The sequence below is a fragment of the Achromobacter sp. 77 genome, assembly GCF_020541125.1.
Classification (GTDB): Bacteria; Pseudomonadota; Gammaproteobacteria; order Burkholderiales; family Burkholderiaceae_B; genus Achromobacter; species Achromobacter mucicolens.
Genome location: NZ_CP059848.1, coordinates 684,351 through 701,086 on the forward strand (window position 1 = coordinate 684,351; position 16,736 = coordinate 701,086).

Here is a 16,736-nt window from a genome sequence, read left to right on the forward strand (position 1 = left end):
CGGGGCGCCGCGCCGTGCGTGGCGGCTGTCAGCCGCGCGCGTTCGTGCCGGGCACGCGCAGCTGCGTGCCGATCTTCAGGGCGCTGCCCTTGATGTTGTTGAGCGCGCGCAGCGCGTCGACGGTGGTGCCGTACTGTTTGGCCAGCGAGAACAGGGTGTCGCCCTGGCGGACCTTGTGGCTGCGCACGTTGGGGCGGGCGCTGGAGACGCGCACGGCGGGCGCCTGCGCGGCGCGGCCACGCGGTGCGGCGGCCTTGTTGTCTTGCGGGGCCGAGTCCAGCGCGCCCACCGGGGGCGCCAGCGACGCGATCTGCACGCCGCCCGTGCCGGGGTCGCCCGGCACCAGCAGCGCCTGGCCATTGGCAGCCTTCTGGCGGCGGCTGATGTCGTTGGTTTCGCGCAGGGTGGCTTCGGACACGCCAAACCGCTTGGCGATGGACGCGTAGGATTCGCCGCGGCGCGAGTGGTAGACCTTCCAGGCGGACAGGTCGCCCTTGTAGTTGGTGAGGTTCGCGTTGAAGATCTCGACGCGGTCGGCCGGCAGCAGCAGCGTGGGGCCGTGGTCGCCGCGGATGACCGGGCGGTTGAACGAGGGGTTCAGGGCCTTGAACTCGTCCAGCGGCATTTCAGCCAGCTTGGCGGCGATTTCCAGGTCGATGTCGCTGTTCTTTTGCACCGTCACGAAGTACGGCGTGTTGCCGACGGGCGGCAGCGCCACCGCATAGCGCTGCGGATCGGCAATGATGTTCTTGATGGCCTGCAGCTTGGGCACGTAGTTGCGGGTCTCGTCCGGCATGTTCAGCGACAGGTAGTCGGTGTTCTGGCCGGCGGCCTCGTTCTTGGCCATGGCGCGCTGCACCGAGCCTTCGCCCCAGTTGTACGAGGCCAGGGCGAGGTACCAGTCGCCCTGCATTTCAAACAGCTTTTCCAGGTAGTCCAGCGCCGCGTTGGTCGAGGCGATGGGATCGCGGCGCTCGTCGCGCCACCAGTCCTGCTTCAGGTTGAAGTGCTGGCCGGTGGCCGGCACGAACTGCCACAGGCCCGAGGCCTGCGCGCGCGACAGCGCGGTCGGGTTGTACGCGCTTTCCACGAAGGGCAGCAGCGCCAGCTCGGTCGGCAGGCCGCGGCGGTTGATCTCGTCAACGATGAAGTACAGGTATTTGCCGGCGCGCTCGGCCATGCGCTGCACCGCCTCGGGGTGGGACGCGTAGTAGTCGGTCCACTGCTTGGAGAGGTCGGTGTTCAGGTTGGGGATGGCGAAACCGCGGCGGATGCGGTCCCACGCGTCAGCCGGCGGGTTGGTCAGGTCGATCGTGCGGGAGGTGTCCCGGGCGATGTATCGGCCTTGGGAATTGGTGGTGAGGTTCTTGCTATCGGGGGCTTTGGTTCCTGCGCAACCGGCGAGGACTGCCAGCATGAGCGGCAGAAGGAGTCGGGATAGATTCATCAGGTGGTCACTTGAAATCGTTCTTCCATTCACGAAGGGAGGCAAAGACCTCTACCGGCGTAGTCTGGCTGCGTCCGGCCCAACTTGCTGCGGCCTGGACGACGTCGGGCTGCTTTGTGCGCAAGAACGGATTGGTCGCGCGTTCCTGACCGATGGTCGAAGGAAGCGTGGGGTGTCCTTCCGCGCGTAATTGCTGGGCCCGCAGATGCCACGTTTGCAGGTCGCGGTTGGCCGGTTCGACGGCCAATGCCCAGCGAAGGTTCGCTAGAGTGTACTCGTGTGCGCAAAAAACTTTTGTATCTGGCGGTAAAGCGGAAAATTTTTCCAAGGAATCAAGCATTTGCGCGGGGGGTCCCTCGAAAAGCCGGCCACAGCCCCCCGCGAAAAGCGTGTCGCCACAGAAGAGCGCGTGTTCGACGCCGGCCGCGCGGCCCGCGTACGCGATGTGGCCCGCCGTATGGCCCGGAACGTCCAGCACCGACAGGTCCAGATCCAGTTCCGGCAGCGTCACGCGGTCGCCTTCGGCCAGCCGGACGTCGCAGCGCGGCAGCTTTTCGCGTGCCGGGCCATATACGGTGATGCCCTCGATGCGGGACAATTCCAGCACGCCTCCCACATGGTCGCCGTGGTGGTGCGTGAGTAGAATGGCGCGCAGCTTCAAGCCTTGCTGATCCAGAAACCGCAAGACGGGCCCGGCTTCGCCGGGGTCCACGACCGCCACCTGGCCGTCGCGGACGATCGCCCAGATGTAGTTGTCGGAAAAGGCTGGCAAAGGCAAGACCGCGGCGTTGCGATCGCGGCCGCCTGCGGGGGCGGTCAAGGCTTGCATGGGATTCGAAGGAAAAAACGTGGCAGAAGAAACTCCGCCGATTGTAGAACTGGCCGAATGGTTCCAGACGCCGCCGGGCCAGTACGTGCTGGCCTGGGAGCGCGCCCAGTTCGACGCGGCCGTCGCGGATGTCTTCGGATATTACGCCTGGCAGGTCGGCCTTGCCGACCTGAACCTGTTGGGGGCCAACCGGATGCCGTTCAAGGGCTACGTGGGCACCGAGACCCCGGCACCGGAAAGCCTGCCGGGCTGGCAGTCGCGCGTGGTCGTCGCGCAGCCGGAGGCCCTGCCGTTCGAATCCCAGAGCGTGGACCTCCTGATCCTGCCGCACACCTTTGAACTCACGCCCGAACCCCACAACGTGCTGCGCGAGGTCGAGCGCGTCCTCGTCCCCGAGGGCCGCGTCGTCATTTCGGGGTTCAACCCCTGGAGCATGTGGGGCGCGCGCACCCGCATGCCGGGCATGGAGCCCTGGCTGCCGCAGCCGCCGTCGTCGCAGGTGTCGCTGGCGCGGCTCAAAGACTGGTTCAAGCTGCTGTCGCTGGAGGTCGATGAAAGCCAGTTCGGTTGCTACGCGCCGGCTTGCCGCAGCGAAAAATGGCTTGAGCGCTGGAGCTTCCTGGAATCGGCCGGCGCCCGCTGGTGGAGCCTGGGCGGCGCAGTGTACATGGTCTCGGCGGTCAAGCGCGTGACCGGCATGCGTATCATCGGGCCTGCCTGGAAGACCAAACCCAAGCGCGCCCGCGCGGCCTCGGTTGTGGTCAACCGCCAGGCGGACGATGGCTTTGACCCCTCCTGAGCCGCCGGGCCCGCCTCACATTGCAAGCACAAGGACACGCACGCAGCACCATGCAGGACAACAAAACGAACGACCAGAAAGTGGAAATGTGGACTGACGGCGCCTGCAAGGGCAATCCGGGGCCCGGCGGCTGGGGCGTGCTGATGCGCGCCGGCACGCACGAAAAGACGCTGCATGGCGGCGAGCTCCAGACCACGAACAACCGGATGGAACTGCTGGCGGTCATCGAAGGCCTGCGCGCGCTCAAGCGCCCCTGCGTCGTCACGATCCACACCGACTCGCAATATGTCATGAAGGGCATGACCGAGTGGCTGGCCAACTGGAAACGGCGCGGCTGGATCACCGCCGAGAAAAAGCCCGTCAAGAACGCCGAGCTCTGGCAGGCGCTGGATGAACAGGTGCAGCGCCACACGGTGTCCTGGCGCTGGGTTCGCGGGCACGCGGGCGACCCCGGCAACGAGCGCGCCGACCAGCTGGCCAACATGGGCGTGGACGTCGCGCGCCGCGCGTGAAAGCGCCTGGCCTGGCCGCCTGGCCCGCGGACGGCGTCGGGCGGGCACCGTCATAACGGGCGCTCAACAAATCGGCCCTAAGGTGGCCCAGCGTCCCGCGCGGCATCCGGATATACCCTCGAATTTGCCGTCCAGGGCAGATTAGTTCTTTCATCGCGCTTCAGGATTGTTCCAGTATGTAAATCCGGGTGCTAAAGTGCCAACCCTTCCTCCAGTTCCTGCGGCGACGTCCGAGTGGGGCATGCCCGGTCCGCGCCGCAACACCGCCACTTTCGCGCATGAAAAAAGCTGTACTGCTGGCCGCCGTCGCGGCAGGGTTGGCCGCGGGGGCCGCGCTCGGCGTCTTTGTGCCGCGCTGGCTGGCGCCGGCCGCAACCCCTGCCCAGGCTTCCGCCAAACCTCAATCCGCGCCCGCCGCGCCGGCCCGTGTCGCCGTGGCCGCCGTCCAGGAAGTGCCTTTTGCGCGCGGTCTGTCGGCCGTGGGCAGCCTGCGCTCCGATGAGTCCGTCGTCCTGCGCCCCGAAGTGGCCGGACGCATCCAGGCCATTGATTTCAAGGAAGGCCAGCCCGTCAAGCAGGGCCAGCTTCTCATCCGCCTGGACGACTCCGTGCCGCGCGCTGAATTGGCGCAGGCGCGCGCCAACCTGACGCTGGCGCAAAGCCATTACCGCCGCGCCGTCGAACTGCAGGGCAAGGGCTTCGTCAGCCAGCAGGCGCGCGACGAGTCGGCCAGCACGCTGAAGGTGCAGGAAGCCGCCGTGGCGCTGGCGCAGGCCCGCCTGGACAAGATGACCATTACCGCGCCCTTTGCCGGCATCGTCGGACTGCGCAGCGTGTCCGTGGGCGATTACGTCAACCAGGGGCAGGACCTGGCACCCCTTGAGGCCATCGATCCGCTCAAGGTGGATTTCCGCGTGCCCGAGATGTACTTGAGCAAGGTGCGCGTCGGACAGCAACTGACGCTGCGCATGGATGCGCTGCCCGGCCAGGAGCGGCGCGGACTGGTCTACGCGGTCAGCCCGCTGGTCGACGCGGGCGGCCGGTCCATCCTGCTGCGCGCCACGGTCGCCAATCAGGACGGCGTGCTGCGCCCCGGCATGTTCGCCCGGGTGCAACTGCTCTTTAACGAGGACAAAGCGCTGGTCGCGCCCGAGGCCGCGCTATCGCCGTCGGGCGAAACGCAGTACGTTTACCGGGTCGAGAACGGCGTGGCGCATCGGCGCGAAGTGACCATCGGCGAACGCCGCGAGGGCCGCGTCGAAATCCTGACCGGCGTCGCCCTGAACGACATGCTGGTGGTCTCGGGCCTGCAGCGCGTGACCGATGGCGCGCGCGTGACCATCGTGGGCAACGGCCCATAGCCGGCCCTTCACCTTTTCAGCGATAGCGCCATGCGTATCTCGGAAACCTGTATCAAGCGCCCGGTGTTCGCGTCGGTCCTGTCGCTGATCATCGTGCTGATCGGCCTGATCTCGTATTCGCGCCTGACGGTGCGCGAGTACCCGAAGATCGACGAGCCGATCGTGTCGGTGGACACCACGTACAAGGGCGCCTCGCCGGAGGTGATCGAGTCGCAGGTGACCAAGCCGCTGGAAGACCAGCTGGCCGGCATCGAAGGGGTCAACGTGATGACCTCGCGCAGCCGCTCCGAGCGCAGCCTCATCAACATCAAGTTCAACCTCTCGCGCGACCCCGACGCAGCGGCGGCCGAAGTGCGCGACAAGGTCTCGCGCGCGCGGCGTTTCCTGCCCGACGAGATCGACGAGCCGATCATCGGCAAGGTCGAGGCCGATTCCCAGCCCATCATCTACATCGCCGTGGAGTCGGGATCGTTCTCGGCGATCCAGACCTCCGACTACATCAACCGCTACATCAAGACCCGCCTGTCGGTGCTGCCCGGCGCGGCCGAAGTGCGCGTCTTTGGCGAGCGCCTGCCGTCAATGCGCATCTACGTCGACCGCGACAAGCTGGCGGCGTATGGATTGACGGTACAGGACGTGGAAGCCGCGCTGCGCAGCCAGAACGTGGAAATTCCGGCGGGCCGGATCGAGTCGCGGGCACGGGAATTCTCGGTGGTGTCGGCCACCGACCTGCAGACGCCCGCCCAGTTCGAGGACGTGATCGTCGCCAACGTGAAGGGCTACCCGGTGCGGATGCGCGACGTCGCCAAGGTCGAGATCGCGGCCGCCAACGACCGGATCCTGTCCCGCTTCAACGGCAAGCCCGCCATCAACATCGGCATCACGCGCCAATCCACCGCCAACCCCCTGGAGCTGTCCAAGGCCGCCCGCCAGGAAGTCGAGCGGCTGAACGAGACCCTGCCGGCCGGCATGAAGCTGAACATCGCGTACGACTCGTCGGTGTTCATCGAGCGCTCCATCGATTCCGTGTTCCACACCATCATCGAGGCCATCGTGCTGGTGGTGCTGGTGATCTTCTTTTTCCTGCGCAACCTGCGCGCCAGCATCATTCCCATCGTCACCATCCCGGTGTCGCTGGTGGGTGCCTGCGCGCTGATGTATCTGTTCGGCTTTTCGATCAACACGCTGACGCTGCTTGCCATGGTGCTGGCGATCGGGCTGGTGGTGGACGACGCCATCGTGGTCCTGGAGAACATCTACCGGCACATCGAGGACGGCATGCCGCGCAAGGAAGCCGCGCTGCGCGGCTCGAAGGAGATCGGCTTCGCGGTGGTTGCCATGACCATGACGCTGGTCACCGTGTATGCGCCGCTGGCGTTCGCCACCGGGCGCACCGGGCGGTTGTTCATCGAGTTCGCGCTGGCGCTGGCGGGCGCGGTGCTGGTGTCGGGCTTCGTGGCCCTGACCCTCACGCCCATGATGTGTTCGGTGCTGCTGCGCCACCAGACCCGCCACAACCGCTGGTACAACCTGATCGAGGGTTGGCTGAACGGTCTAAGCAACGGCTATCGCCGCATGCTGGGCGCCTCGCTGCGGCATCGCTGGAGCGTCGTGGTGATCGGGCTGGCCGTGGCGGCAGGCAGCGGCGTGCTGTTCAAGGTGGTCAAGAGTGAACTGGCGCCGGTCGAGGACCGCGGCGTGGTCTTTGGCCTTGTCAGCTCGCCCGAAGGCGCCACGCTGAATTACACCCTGGACAGCATGCTGGGCATCGAAAAATTCTATGCCGACATCCCGGAGGCCAGCGGCAGCCAGGTCACGGTGGGCTTTCCCACGGTCACGGACGGCACTGCGATCCTGCGCCTGAAGCCCTGGGAAGAGCGCGAGCGCAAGCAGCAGGCCATCACGCAGCAGTTGCAGCCGCAGTTCGCCTCGCTGCCCGGCGTGCGCGCCTTCCCGACCAATCCGCCGTCGCTGGGCCAGTCGGCCCGTTCCAAGCCGGTGGAATTCATCATCATGAGCCAGGCCTCATACCAGGAGCTGTCGCGGCTGACCGAGATCTTCCTGGCCGAGCTGCGCAAGTATCCGGGTCTGCTGAACCTGGACACCGACCTGCGCCTGAACACGCCGGAGCTGCGCGTGCGCGTGGACCGCGACAAGATGGCCGACGTGGGCGCCAACGTGGACGTGGTGGGCCGCACGCTCGAATCGATGCTGGGCGGCCGACAGGTCACCCGCTACAAGGACGAGGGCGAGCAGTACGACGTGATCGTGCAGGTGACGCCGCGCGACCGCGCCAATCCCACCGACATCTCCGGCATCTACGTGCGCGCGCGTGACGGCAGCATGGTCCAGCTGGACAACCTGCTGGGTGTGCACGAAGGCGTGTCGCCGCAATCGCTCAACCACTTCAACCGCCTGCGGGCAGTGAAGATCGACGCGGCGGTGGCGCCCGGCTATGCGCTGGGCGAGGTGCTGGACCACATGCACCAGGTGGCACGAGAGGTCTTGCCCAACACGATCATCACGGACCTGGACGGCCAGTCGCGCGAATTCCGCGATTCGTCGGGCAGCATCTACCTGGTCTTTGCGATGGCGCTGGCCTTCATCTACCTGGTGCTCGCCGCGCAGTTCGAAAGCTGGCGCAACCCGTTCATCATCATGCTGTCGGTGCCGCTGTCCATGACGGGCGCCTTGCTTGCCCTGTGGCTGACGGGCGGCACGCTGTCCATCTACAGCCAGATCGGGCTCATCACGCTGGTCGGCTTGATCACCAAGCACGGCATCCTGATCGTGGAGTTCACGAACCAGCTGCGCGACGAGGGCAGGGAACTGTTCGAGGCCGTGGTCGAAGCCAGCGTGCTGCGGCTGCGCCCCATTCTGATGACGACCGGCGCCATGGTGCTAGGTACCGTTCCCCTGGCGCTGTCCACGGGCGCGGGGGCGGAATCGCGCCAGCAGATCGGCTGGGTTCTGGTGGGCGGGCTGTTGCTGGGTACACTACTGACCTTGTTCGTCGTGCCGGTGGCCTACACGCTGATTGCCACCGCACGCAAGAAGCCAGGCACCGCCGGCAGCCAGGCGCATTCCGCGCCCACGCCGCCCGCCTCGCAGCCCCAAGCGTCGGAATAGTTATGCGCCAGATCATCTTTGACACGGAAACCACCGGACTGGACCCTGCACAGGGTCATCGCATCGTCGAAATCGGCTGCGTGGAAATCGTCAACCGCACGCCGACCGGCAACAACCTGCACATCTACCTGAACCCGGACCGCGACAGCGATCCCGAGGCGCTGGCGGTGCACGGGCTGACCACCGAGTTCCTGTCGGACAAGCCGCGCTTTGCCGAAGTCGCGGACGAATTCGTCAAGTTCATCCAGGGCGCCGAACTGATCGCGCACAACGCCGCGTTCGACGTGAAGTTCTTCAACGCCGAACTCGCAAAGATCGGCCGCGGTCCCATCACCGAATTCTGCGAGACCGTCACCGACTCGCTGCTGCACGCCCGGTCGCTGTTCCCGGGCAAGCGCAATTCGCTGGATGCGCTGTGCGACCGCTTCGGCATCTCGAACGCGCACCGCACGCTGCACGGCGCGTTGCTGGACTCGCAGCTTCTGGCTGAAGTCTGGCTGGCGATGACGCGTGGCCAGGATGCGCTGCTGATCGATGTGGACGACAGCGCCGGCGCCAGCGGCGGCGGCATGGTGCTTGCCCGGTTCGACGCCTCGGGTCTGCCGGTCATCACGGCCAGCGCCGAAGAACTTGCCGAACACGAGGCTTACCTTGCCGCACTGGACAAGAGCGTGGGTGGCGAGTGCGTGTGGCGCAAGGTCGATGCGCCCGTTGCGGCAGCCGCATAAGAAGTTATCAGAGGCGACTTGCACACGTTTAAAAATTCGTGCTATTATTTCGCCTCTTTCGGGGTGGTTAGCTCAGTGGTAGAGCACTGCCTTCACACGGCAGGGGTCACTGGTTCGAACCCAGTACTACCCACCAAAGACCTTCCAAGGCGCTTAAGCCTTTGAAGTGCCCCAAAAGACAATGGCCAGTTCGCAGCAGGTTTTTTGCGATGCCGGTCTTGTTCTTCGGGCAGCAAGCAAAAAGCCAACCTTCATCGGTTGGCTTTTTTGTTTTTGATTCATTACTCTTTCTCTGATCTGGCGCAACCCGGCGGTACTGCGGTTGCGCCAAGCCTGTTCCACGCCTGTCTATCATCAATAAATCGGCGATTGACTGCCAAGCAAACAGGAGAAGGCCATGAGTCCGCACACCAATACCATGCTCATCATCATTTGCACGGGCGTGGCGCTCATGTTGATCGGCTTCGGGTTTCGTGACCGCAATCTTGGCATGACCCTGATGGGCCTTGGCCTGGTCACCGCCATCGGCGCGATCATCTACAAGGCCTACATCACCTTTTCTTGAGCCCGCCGCCGGCGGCTTCAGCTTTTTTGCGCCAGCTGCCGGGCCACGCGCGCAAGCAGCGTGTCCAGCTGGTTTGCAAACGCCTTGCGGTCGGACTGGCTGAAGGACGACGGGCCGCCCGTGTCCACGCCGCTGGCGCGCAGTTCCTCCATCATGTCCCGCAGCGCCAGCCGTTCGCGGATTGTCTCCGTCGAATAGCGCTCGCCGCGCGGATTGATCGCCATCGCGCCTTTCTCAAGCACCTGCGCGGCCAGCGGAATGTCGCCGGTGATGACGAGATCGCCCGTTTCCGCCCGCTCCACGATGTGCGCGTCGGCCACGTCAAAGCCGCGCGGCACCTGCACGGCACGGATCAGCGGCGATGGCGGGGTGTAGAGCGCCTGGTTGGCCACCAGCGTCAGCGGCATCTGCCAGCGCTGCGCGGCGCGAAAGAGGATGTCCTTGATGACGGCGGGACAGGCGTCCGCGTCGACCCAGATGTGCATCGCGCTTACGCGCCCAGCGCTTTCTCAAGCGCCTCGGCCACGAGGTCATTGGTCGACACGCCGCGTTCGGCGGCGGCGGCGCGCAGCTTGTCGGCCTGCGCCTGCGACAGCTTCAGAGGGAAGGGGACCAAACCGGCGGCCTGATCCAGCTTGCGCTGTTCGCGACGGTCGGGCATCTGGGACGCGGCGCCGAAGCGGTCCGGCGTGGCCGATTGCTTGAGTTGGCCGGCCAGCTTCAGGGCCTGGTTCTTTTGGAGGTCGAATTTGTTCATCGGATTTCCTGATAGGGAGCGCCATCATAGACGCAACCCGGCTCAGCGCGGTTTGGCGTGCTCCAGTTGGGCGATGCCTTCCTCGGCGCCGTCATGTAGCGGCACGCTCAGGCCAAGCCGGGCGGTGGCCGCAGACACCTGCGAACCCTGTGTCGAACCGGCAGCCAGCAGGTCCTGCCCGGCCTGGTAGACGGCGCGCACCACGACAAGCGCTTCGTCGCGCGTGAGGTCGGTGGTGGTCAGCATCAGCGCCGCCACCCCCACCGTCGGAATGCGCTGTGCCTGATTGGGGTAGGTGCCGGCCGCGATGTCCAGCGGCATCAGCACGCTGTCCCCGGACGTGAGGGTCTTGATGGCGTCCGGGTCCAGCGGCAGCAGCTTGAGCTGCGCCGGAATCAGCGCATCGCGCAGCGGCGTGGCCGGCACGCCGATCACCTGGGCTGCAGCGTCGACCGTGCCAGCATGCAAAAGCGGCAGGGCGGCGACGAAAGGCGAGTCGGACACCTTGTAATCGCGGCCCGCCTGCAGGCCATGCGCCGCCAGCACGGTTTGCAGCGTCTCGCGCACGGCCGATCCTTCCGGCCCCAGCGCGATCGTCTTGCCTTTGAGATCCCGCACGCCGCGCAGCGCGGGGTCGTCACGCACGACGATATGGACCAGTTCCGGGTACAGGCTGCCCAGGGCACGCAGGCCGGGGAAGGGGCCTTGCCCCGCGAAGGGGCCCGCGCCCTCGTAGGCCAGCCGCGCCGTGTCGGCCTGGGCCAGGCCGACCACGGCGTCGCCGCTGCGCAAGAGCGCGATATTGTCGGCCCCGCCGCCGGTGATGAGCGGCGACACCCGGATCTGGCGTTTTCGGGCGACGTCGCTCAGGGCGCGCGCAAACGCCAGGTACTCGCCGCGGTCCGGGCCGCCGGCCAGCGGGTAACCCTGCTGCAGCCGGGACAGGCGCCCGTTGATGCGTGCCACCGAGCGTTCCAGCTCCTGCTGCACGACGTGCTGGGCCGTGCTGGACGCGCTGTAGGTCACCGAATGCGTGATCTGGTCCAGCGTGTCCAGCAACTGGCGCGTGACCGGGGGCGGCGCGCCGGTGTCCAGCGAAGGCGCTTCGGCCGCCTTGAAGCCTGCCGGCGTCACCAGCTTCCACGTGCCGCCTTCTTCGCGGTAGATGGCGCTGGCATGGGCGATGATGCGATCGCCCGCCTTGTTGCCGCCGGACTTCACGCCGCTGATGCTGCGCGGGCCCGCGCCCAGCAGCGTCACCAGCGACGCCGCGCCGGGCTGGTCCCATGCGCCCAGTGAAATGTCGCGGGTCAGTTCCAGGTCGACGTCGTAATACACGACGCGGCGGGTTTCGCCGGCCGGGGCGGTGCTGTCCGTGGCCGAGCCCATGCGCCTGAGATCGCTTATGCGAAACAGGTCCTGTCCGTAGGTGGCCTCCAGGCTGCGCGTGACGTCGGCGCGCAGGGCGTCCACGTCGGGCGCGCGGCCGCAGGCGGCCAGCATCGCGCACAGCAGGACCATCAGTAGTTTCTTGAACATGGCTACATCCCTCCCACGAATGGCAAGGAGATCAGCGAGCTCAGGACGATCACGTTCAGGATGTCCACCAGGAAGGCCCCGGTGACGGGGACCACGATGAATGCTTCCGGCGCCGGGCCGTGGCGGCGCGTGAGGGCCTGCATGTTGGCGATGGCGGTGGCCGTCGCGCCCAGCGCGAAGCCGCAGAACGCGGCGGACATGATCGCCGCCTCGTAGTCCCGCTTGAGCAGCCGGAACACCACCCAGCCGGCGTACATCGCGCACACCAGCGTCTGCACCGCCAGCATCAGCGCCAGCGGGCCGGCAAGGCGCGCGACGCTGGACAGGTCCAGCGTCATCATCGTCATGCCCAGGAACAGCGACAGCGAGATCGTGCCGATGATGTCGGTGGCCCGGTCGTCGAGCCGGATCCCGACCAGCGGACCCGCGTTGCGGATGAGCACGCCGGTGGCCAGGCACCACAGGAAGTTGGGCAGGCTGACGGGCGCGTCTTCAACCAGCGCCGCCAGGACGCCGCCGACCACCAGGCAGACAAACGCCGCGGTCATGGACAGGATGAACGTCCCGGCCGTGGGCGGCTGGTTGTCTTCGTTCAGGTCGGCGGGCTGGTCGCCTTGAGCCGCGGTATGGTCAAGGCTGCCCGACACCTTGTGGCGGCGCATGATCCATTCGGCCACGGGCCCGCCCACGACGCCGCCCAGCACCAGGCCCAGCGTCGCAGCTGTCATGGCCAGCGGCATGACGTCCTGGATGTTGTTGAAGTCAGCAAAGCGTGTCGCGTAGGCCGCGCCGGTGCCATGTCCGCCCACGAGCGTGATCGTGCCGCCCAAGAGTCCCATGAGCGGGTGCATGTCCAGCAGCCAGGCCATGCCCAGGCCGACGGCATTCTGCAAGACGAGAAAGGGGATCAGCGCCAGCAGGAAGGCAATGAGGCGGGGGCCGCCCCGGGCCAGCAGCTTCAAGTTGGCGGTCAGCCCGATGCAGCCAAAGAACAGCAGCAGCAGCGTGGGCTTGATGCTGGTTTCCAGCGAAACGGCGACGCCGCCCCAGGTGGACAGCAGGTAGGCCAGCACGGCGAACAGCAGCCCGCCCACGATGGGGTCCGGAATGCTGTAGCGCGCCAGGACGCCGATGCGCGTGGTCATGACGCGTCCGATGACGAGCACGAGGCAGCAGGCGAGCAGGGATTGGACGGGCGAAAGGGAGATCATATGAACCTTCGCGCCCCGCCGGGGCGCAGCAAGCCAGACTGTTCAAACCGATTTCAAGCCGTTTTCAAACCGCGTTTTCAGACCGTTTTGCCGCCGCATCGTTTGCGGACTGCGGACCTATCTTACGTCCGGCAAAGCGTGGCTGTACACGTTTTGAAAGACGGCTCGATCAGGCGCGTGCGGGGATTGAGGCCGGGAAGGGAAAGGCGCGCGACATGTAACTGGCGCCTGCGCCATAGCCGGCGAGTTTCTCGGCCAGGCCGGGAGGCTGCGGGGCAAGCGGCGCATACCCATGCCGCAGCCAGTAGCCGGCCGCAGACGCCAGGGCCACCAGGCTGGCGCGCGGCAGGCCGTTGTCCACGGCGCGCGCGGCGGCGGCGCCCACCAGCGCCTGGCCCACGCCCAAGCCCTGCGCCGCCGGCACGACCGCGCAGTCATGCAGGAACCAGTGATCGGCCCGCGGCGGCAGCGCGGAAAGCGGCACATCCAGGGCGGGCGGCAGGCCCGCGTCCCAGGGATAGGAAATCAGATAGCCCAGCACCGCGCCGGATCCGCGTGGCGCATCCGGCTGGGCAACCCAGCAATATTGGGGAGCGAGCGCGAGGCGGTTCAGGAAAAAGCCGGCGCTCTCCAGCAGAAACTGCGGATAGGCGAGGGCCTGGGCCTGGAGGATGGCGTCCACATCGCTGGCCAGCATGGGACGGACTTGGTATTGCATGACGTGTCGAAGCCTGAAAACTGCCCGCCATTGTAACGATCGGGGCGCGCCGGCATTTCATGAAAATTCGACGAGCCCCTGCGCATACTGCACCGCATCGTGCCCCGCATTCCGTCCAATCAAAGTCCCATGCACATCCAGTTCCGGTCCGACCCCCCAGCGCCGCAGGTGTTGGGTAAGCCTCTGCCCCTGCGTTCCGTGTGGCCGCCGCAGACGGCCGACGTGCCGTATGACACCCGTGTTACCTGCGTCATTCCGTGCTTGAACGAGTGCGAGAACCTGCGCGTGCTGCTGCCGCTTCTGCGCAACCGGCTGTCGGCGTTGTGCACCAGCTGGGAAATCATCGTAGCCGACGACGGCAGCACCGACGGCACCGAAGCGCTGATGTCGGAATGGACCGAGCACGAGGGCTTTCGCCATGTGCAGCTGTCGCGCAATTTCGGCAAGGAAGCCGCGCTGAGCGCGGGCCTGGAGGCCTCCACCGGCAACGTGGTGATCTGCCTGGACGCCGATCTGCAGCATCCGCCCGCGTTGATCGAGCTGATGCTCGCGCGCTGGTCTGCCGGCGCTGAAATGGTGTACGCCGTGCGGCGCGACCGCGCCGACGAATCCTGGCTCAAGCGCTCGGGCGCGCGCTGGTTCTATCAGTTGCTCAGCAATGCGCGCGGCGTGCAGGTGCCGGCGCACGCCGGCGACTTCCGGCTGATGGACCGCAGCGTGGTCGACGCGCTGATCGCGTTGCCCGAGCGCACCCGCTTCATGAAAGGCCTGTATGCCTGGGTCGGGTTCAAGGGCGAGGCCCTGCCGTACACGCCCGACGAGCGCATGCACGGCACCAGCACCTACAGCGGTCTGCGCCTGTTCCGTCTGGCGCTGGACGGATTGACTGCCTTTACGACCTGGCCGCTGCGCATGGTCAGCCTGGTGGGCGTGGCGTTTGCCGTCCTGGCGCTGGCCTATGCGGGATTCCTGGTGGTGGACTACCTGATGTCCGGCAACGCCGTATCCGGGTGGACGACCATCGTCACGGCGGTGCTGTTCTTTGCCGGCGTCAACCTGATCTCGCTAGGCGTCGTGGGCGAATATGTGGCCCGAATTTTCGACGAAGTGAAGGGCCGACCGCTGTTTGTCGTGCGACGCACCCGAGGCGGTCCCGCCGGCAAGGCGCAGGGCTGATGATGGCCAACCTTAACAAGCCGGCGCGCTCCGAATGGACCCCGCCGGCAGGATGGCTGCTGCTGGCCGCGGGAATCTGGCTGGCCTGGTTGGCGTGGATGCGTCCGCTGACGCTGCCCGACGAAGGGCGCTACGCCGGCGTCGCCTGGGACATGCTGCGCAGTGGCTCGCACGCCGTCCCGCTGCTGGACGGCATGCCGTACTTTCACAAGCCGCCGCTGTATTACTGGCTGACCGAACTGTCGTTTTCCGTGTTCGGCGTGCATCCGTGGGCGGCGCGCTTGCCGTCGTGGCTGGCCGCGTGGAGCGCGGCCGCCGGGTTGTACGTATTCGTGCGCCGGCATCGCGACGCGGCGGCCGCCTCGTTGACGGTACTGGTGCTTTGCACCGTGCCGTTTTTCTACGGCGGCGCGCAGTTTGCCAACCTGGACATGCTGGTCGCCGGTCTCATCACGCTGTGCGTGCTGGCCGCCGCGGAAACCGTGTTGCGCGTCGAGCGTGGCGAACGGTGGCGCGCGATGTCCGTGGCGGCTGGCGCGCTGGCCGCGCTGGCGGTGCTGGCCAAGGGGCTGATCGGCCTAGTGCTGCCCGGCGCCATCCTGTTGCTGTGGCTGGTCTGGGAGCGGCGCTGGCGCGGGCTTAGGGCGCTGGTCTGGCCGCCGGCGCTGCTGGTGTTCCTGGCGGTGGCGGCGCCGTGGTTCGTGCTGATGCAGGTGCGGTTTCCGGGCTTTTATGACTACTTCTTCGTCTACCAGCATTTCCAGCGCTTCGCGGCCGCCGGCTTCAACAATGCCCAGCCGTTCTGGTTCTACCTGCCCGTGCTGGCCGGATTGAGCCTGCCGTGGTCACTATGGGGCGGGGGCATCCTGCGCCGCGCGTTCTGGATCGCGGGGCCGGCGCGCAGCCTGCGGCGCCTGGCCGCGGTGTGGTTCGCCGTGGTGGTGGTGTTTTTTTCGTTGCCGCATTCCAAGCTGATTGGCTATGTGCTGCCTGCGCTGGCGCCGCTCGCGTTTCTGCTGGCGGAGGTCATCCTGGCAGCGTGGCGCAGCGAGAACGGTTTGACGACGCCGCGGCTGGTGCGCATCAGCGCCGCGGTCGCCGCCGGGATCTGCGTCATCGCCGTGGGCATCGCCGCATTCAATGCGAAGGGCAGCGCCGCGCCGCTGGCCCAGGTCGTGCGGCAGGAAGCGCGGCCGGACGATACCTTCGTGTCGCTGCACGCCTATCCCTTCGACCTGGCGCTTTACGCGCGCGCCCCGCGGCCCACCTGGGTCGTGGACGACTGGCTCAATCCCGAGGTGCCGGTGCGCGACAACTGGCGCAAGGAGCTGTATGACGCCGCGAAGTTCGATCCGGTCACCGGCAAACAGGTGCTGATCAGCGCCGAGCAGTTCAACGCCACGCTGTGCGCGGCGCCGGACGGGGCGCGGTTCTGGGTGTGGGGCGGGCATGGCGATGGCGCCATCTACCTGCCGCTGCAAGGGCTGGCGCCCGTCGTGACGAGCGCCCGGCATGCGATGTGGCGAGTCGATGCGGGCGCTGCGCTCAGGCAGCGGGTTTGTGCCGGAACGCCCACAGCCGGCTAGCGATGAAGGTGCCGAACGCCAGGCCGATGAGGATCAGCGCCAGCAACGTGTCGTAAGGTACGTCGGTGGCGTGCAGCAACCAGGCATAGGCAGATTCGTTGATCGCAAAGCCGATCGCTGAAATAAAAAAGAAACGACGGGCCGCTACGGTCCAGGGTATGGGCGAATGTCGAAACGTGAGCCGGTAATGGCCGCTGAAGGACACCATGAAGGCGCTCAGCCAGCCGATCAGGTTGGCCGCCAGCGGCGGTGCGCCGAACGCTTCGACGCAGCCCACGGCAACGGCCCAATGCGTTGCGGCGGCAGCGCAGCCGACGGCGACGAAAAGACTGATCTGCCGGATGAGGGTGCGCATGGGGAATGTGTCGAAGAGCTGAAT

Annotated in this window: 17 protein-coding genes and 1 tRNA gene; 9 read left to right on the forward strand and 9 right to left on the reverse strand. The window is 66.6% G+C overall.

Going from position 1 to position 16,736, the window contains the following annotated elements; all coding sequences use genetic code 11:
* Positions 1–28: 28 nt before the first annotated feature.
* Together H4P35_RS03070 and gloB are read right to left on the reverse strand one after the other, a co-directional pair.
* Positions 29–1,447: a transglycosylase SLT domain-containing protein gene (locus tag H4P35_RS03070; protein WP_152383359.1), complete on the reverse strand. Its 1,419-nt coding sequence runs from the start codon at positions 1,445–1,447 to the stop codon at positions 29–31.
* A 7-nt stretch (positions 1,448–1,454) separates the two neighbouring features.
* Positions 1,455–2,276, reverse strand: a complete 822-nt coding sequence (gene gloB, locus H4P35_RS03075; protein ID WP_226848040.1) for a hydroxyacylglutathione hydrolase — start codon at positions 2,274–2,276, stop codon at positions 1,455–1,457.
* Positions 2,277–2,295: 19 nt separating this feature from the next.
* On the opposite strand from gloB, the gene H4P35_RS03080 reads away from it, so the two are divergent.
* The 6 genes from H4P35_RS03080 (at position 2,296) to H4P35_RS03105 (ending at position 8,941) form a co-directional block, all read left to right on the forward strand.
* Entirely contained in the window at positions 2,296–3,075 is a 780-nt protein-coding gene (locus H4P35_RS03080) for a class I SAM-dependent methyltransferase (protein ID WP_056327932.1), read from the forward strand.
* 50 nt (positions 3,076–3,125) lie between these two features.
* Complete coding sequence (gene rnhA, locus H4P35_RS03085; protein WP_056327874.1) at positions 3,126–3,587, forward strand: ribonuclease HI; 462 nt, start codon at positions 3,126–3,128, stop codon at positions 3,585–3,587.
* 278 nt (positions 3,588–3,865) lie between these two features.
* Positions 3,866–4,948 (forward strand): efflux RND transporter periplasmic adaptor subunit, encoded by a 1,083-nt coding sequence (locus H4P35_RS03090; RefSeq protein WP_062838518.1) that lies wholly within the window; start codon positions 3,866–3,868, stop codon positions 4,946–4,948.
* A gap of 30 nt (positions 4,949–4,978) precedes the next feature.
* Positions 4,979–8,077, forward strand: coding sequence for an efflux RND transporter permease subunit (locus H4P35_RS03095; protein WP_226848042.1), 3,099 nt, complete (start codon positions 4,979–4,981; stop codon positions 8,075–8,077).
* Between the two features lie 2 nt (positions 8,078–8,079).
* Entirely contained in the window at positions 8,080–8,805 is a 726-nt protein-coding gene (gene dnaQ / locus H4P35_RS03100) for a DNA polymerase III subunit epsilon (RefSeq protein ID WP_056327877.1), read from the forward strand.
* A 61-nt stretch (positions 8,806–8,866) separates the two neighbouring features.
* A tRNA-Val gene (locus H4P35_RS03105) sits at positions 8,867–8,941 on the forward strand.
* Here the strand turns inward: H4P35_RS03105 and H4P35_RS03110 are convergent.
* Positions 8,912–9,136, reverse strand: a complete 225-nt coding sequence (locus tag H4P35_RS03110; protein ID WP_226848044.1) for a hypothetical protein — start codon at positions 9,134–9,136, stop codon at positions 8,912–8,914. The genes H4P35_RS03105 and H4P35_RS03110 overlap by 30 nt on opposite strands.
* 66 nt (positions 9,137–9,202) lie before the next feature.
* Here H4P35_RS03110 and H4P35_RS03115 point away from each other — a divergent pair, with 66 nt between their 5' ends.
* Positions 9,203–9,370, forward strand: a complete 168-nt coding sequence (locus H4P35_RS03115) for a hypothetical protein (protein ID WP_167427935.1) — start codon at positions 9,203–9,205, stop codon at positions 9,368–9,370.
* Positions 9,371–9,387: 17 nt separating this feature from the next.
* On the opposite strand, the gene H4P35_RS03120 is transcribed toward H4P35_RS03115, so the two are convergent.
* The 5 genes from H4P35_RS03120 to H4P35_RS03140 form a co-directional block, all read right to left on the reverse strand.
* The gene (locus H4P35_RS03120; protein WP_226848046.1) at positions 9,388–9,855 is read right to left on the reverse strand and encodes a YaiI/YqxD family protein; all 468 of its coding nucleotides are present in this window, start codon (positions 9,853–9,855) and stop codon (positions 9,388–9,390) included.
* 5 nt (positions 9,856–9,860) lie between these two features.
* Positions 9,861–10,127, reverse strand: a complete 267-nt coding sequence (locus H4P35_RS03125; protein ID WP_056327879.1) for a hypothetical protein — start codon at positions 10,125–10,127, stop codon at positions 9,861–9,863.
* A 42-nt stretch (positions 10,128–10,169) separates the two neighbouring features.
* Entirely contained in the window at positions 10,170–11,666 is a 1,497-nt protein-coding gene (locus tag H4P35_RS03130) for a TAXI family TRAP transporter solute-binding subunit (protein ID WP_180100339.1), read from the reverse strand.
* 2 nt (positions 11,667–11,668) lie between these two features.
* Positions 11,669–12,877, reverse strand: a complete 1,209-nt coding sequence (gltS, locus tag H4P35_RS03135; protein WP_056327881.1) for a sodium/glutamate symporter — start codon at positions 12,875–12,877, stop codon at positions 11,669–11,671.
* Between the two features lie 169 nt (positions 12,878–13,046).
* The gene (locus H4P35_RS03140) at positions 13,047–13,574 is read right to left on the reverse strand and encodes a GNAT family N-acetyltransferase (RefSeq protein WP_226849434.1); all 528 of its coding nucleotides are present in this window, start codon (positions 13,572–13,574) and stop codon (positions 13,047–13,049) included.
* A 150-nt stretch (positions 13,575–13,724) separates the two neighbouring features.
* Between H4P35_RS03140 and H4P35_RS03145 the strand changes: the two genes are divergently transcribed.
* Together H4P35_RS03145 and H4P35_RS03150 are read left to right on the forward strand one after the other, a co-directional pair.
* A complete protein-coding gene (locus H4P35_RS03145) occupies positions 13,725–14,771 on the forward strand; it encodes a glycosyltransferase family 2 protein (RefSeq protein ID WP_056327883.1) in 1,047 nt (348 codons plus the stop codon).
* Between the two features lie 2 nt (positions 14,772–14,773).
* Positions 14,774–16,357 carry an ArnT family glycosyltransferase gene (locus H4P35_RS03150; protein WP_370638971.1) on the forward strand — a complete coding sequence of 528 codons (1,584 nt, stop codon included), beginning with the start codon at positions 14,774–14,776 and terminating at the stop codon, positions 16,355–16,357.
* Here H4P35_RS03150 and H4P35_RS03155 read toward each other — a convergent pair.
* Positions 16,317–16,712, reverse strand: a complete 396-nt coding sequence (locus H4P35_RS03155; RefSeq protein WP_226848048.1) for a GtrA family protein — start codon at positions 16,710–16,712, stop codon at positions 16,317–16,319. The genes H4P35_RS03150 and H4P35_RS03155 overlap by 41 nt on opposite strands.
* Positions 16,713–16,736: the final 24 nt, after the last annotated feature.

What these genes read in the sequence shown, in the direction of transcription:
- gloB (WP_226848040.1), bottom strand. Translation starts at nt 2,276, where the DNA reads ATGCAAGCCTTGACCGCCCCCGCAGGCGGCCGCGATCGCAACGCCGCG.
- H4P35_RS03125 (WP_056327879.1), bottom strand. Translation starts at nt 10,127, where the DNA reads ATGAACAAATTCGACCTCCAAAAGAACCAGGCCCTGAAGCTGGCCGGC.
- rnhA (WP_056327874.1), top strand. Translation starts at nt 3,126, where the DNA reads ATGCAGGACAACAAAACGAACGACCAGAAAGTGGAAATGTGGACTGAC.
- H4P35_RS03140 (WP_226849434.1), bottom strand. Translation starts at nt 13,574, where the DNA reads ATGCTGGCCAGCGATGTGGACGCCATCCTCCAGGCCCAGGCCCTCGCC.
- H4P35_RS03155 (WP_226848048.1), bottom strand. Translation starts at nt 16,712, where the DNA reads ATGCGCACCCTCATCCGGCAGATCAGTCTTTTCGTCGCCGTCGGCTGC.
- gltS (WP_056327881.1), bottom strand. Translation starts at nt 12,877, where the DNA reads ATGATCTCCCTTTCGCCCGTCCAATCCCTGCTCGCCTGCTGCCTCGTG.
- H4P35_RS03120 (WP_226848046.1), bottom strand. Translation starts at nt 9,855, where the DNA reads ATGCACATCTGGGTCGACGCGGACGCCTGTCCCGCCGTCATCAAGGAC.
- H4P35_RS03130 (WP_180100339.1), bottom strand. Translation starts at nt 11,666, where the DNA reads ATGTTCAAGAAACTACTGATGGTCCTGCTGTGCGCGATGCTGGCCGCC.
- H4P35_RS03095 (WP_226848042.1), top strand. Translation starts at nt 4,979, where the DNA reads ATGCGTATCTCGGAAACCTGTATCAAGCGCCCGGTGTTCGCGTCGGTC.
- dnaQ (WP_056327877.1), top strand. Translation starts at nt 8,080, where the DNA reads ATGCGCCAGATCATCTTTGACACGGAAACCACCGGACTGGACCCTGCA.
- H4P35_RS03145 (WP_056327883.1), top strand. Translation starts at nt 13,725, where the DNA reads ATGCACATCCAGTTCCGGTCCGACCCCCCAGCGCCGCAGGTGTTGGGT.
- H4P35_RS03090 (WP_062838518.1), top strand. Translation starts at nt 3,866, where the DNA reads ATGAAAAAAGCTGTACTGCTGGCCGCCGTCGCGGCAGGGTTGGCCGCG.
- H4P35_RS03115 (WP_167427935.1), top strand. Translation starts at nt 9,203, where the DNA reads ATGAGTCCGCACACCAATACCATGCTCATCATCATTTGCACGGGCGTG.
- H4P35_RS03070 (WP_152383359.1), bottom strand. Translation starts at nt 1,447, where the DNA reads ATGAATCTATCCCGACTCCTTCTGCCGCTCATGCTGGCAGTCCTCGCC.
- H4P35_RS03150 (WP_370638971.1), top strand. Translation starts at nt 14,774, where the DNA reads ATGGCCAACCTTAACAAGCCGGCGCGCTCCGAATGGACCCCGCCGGCA.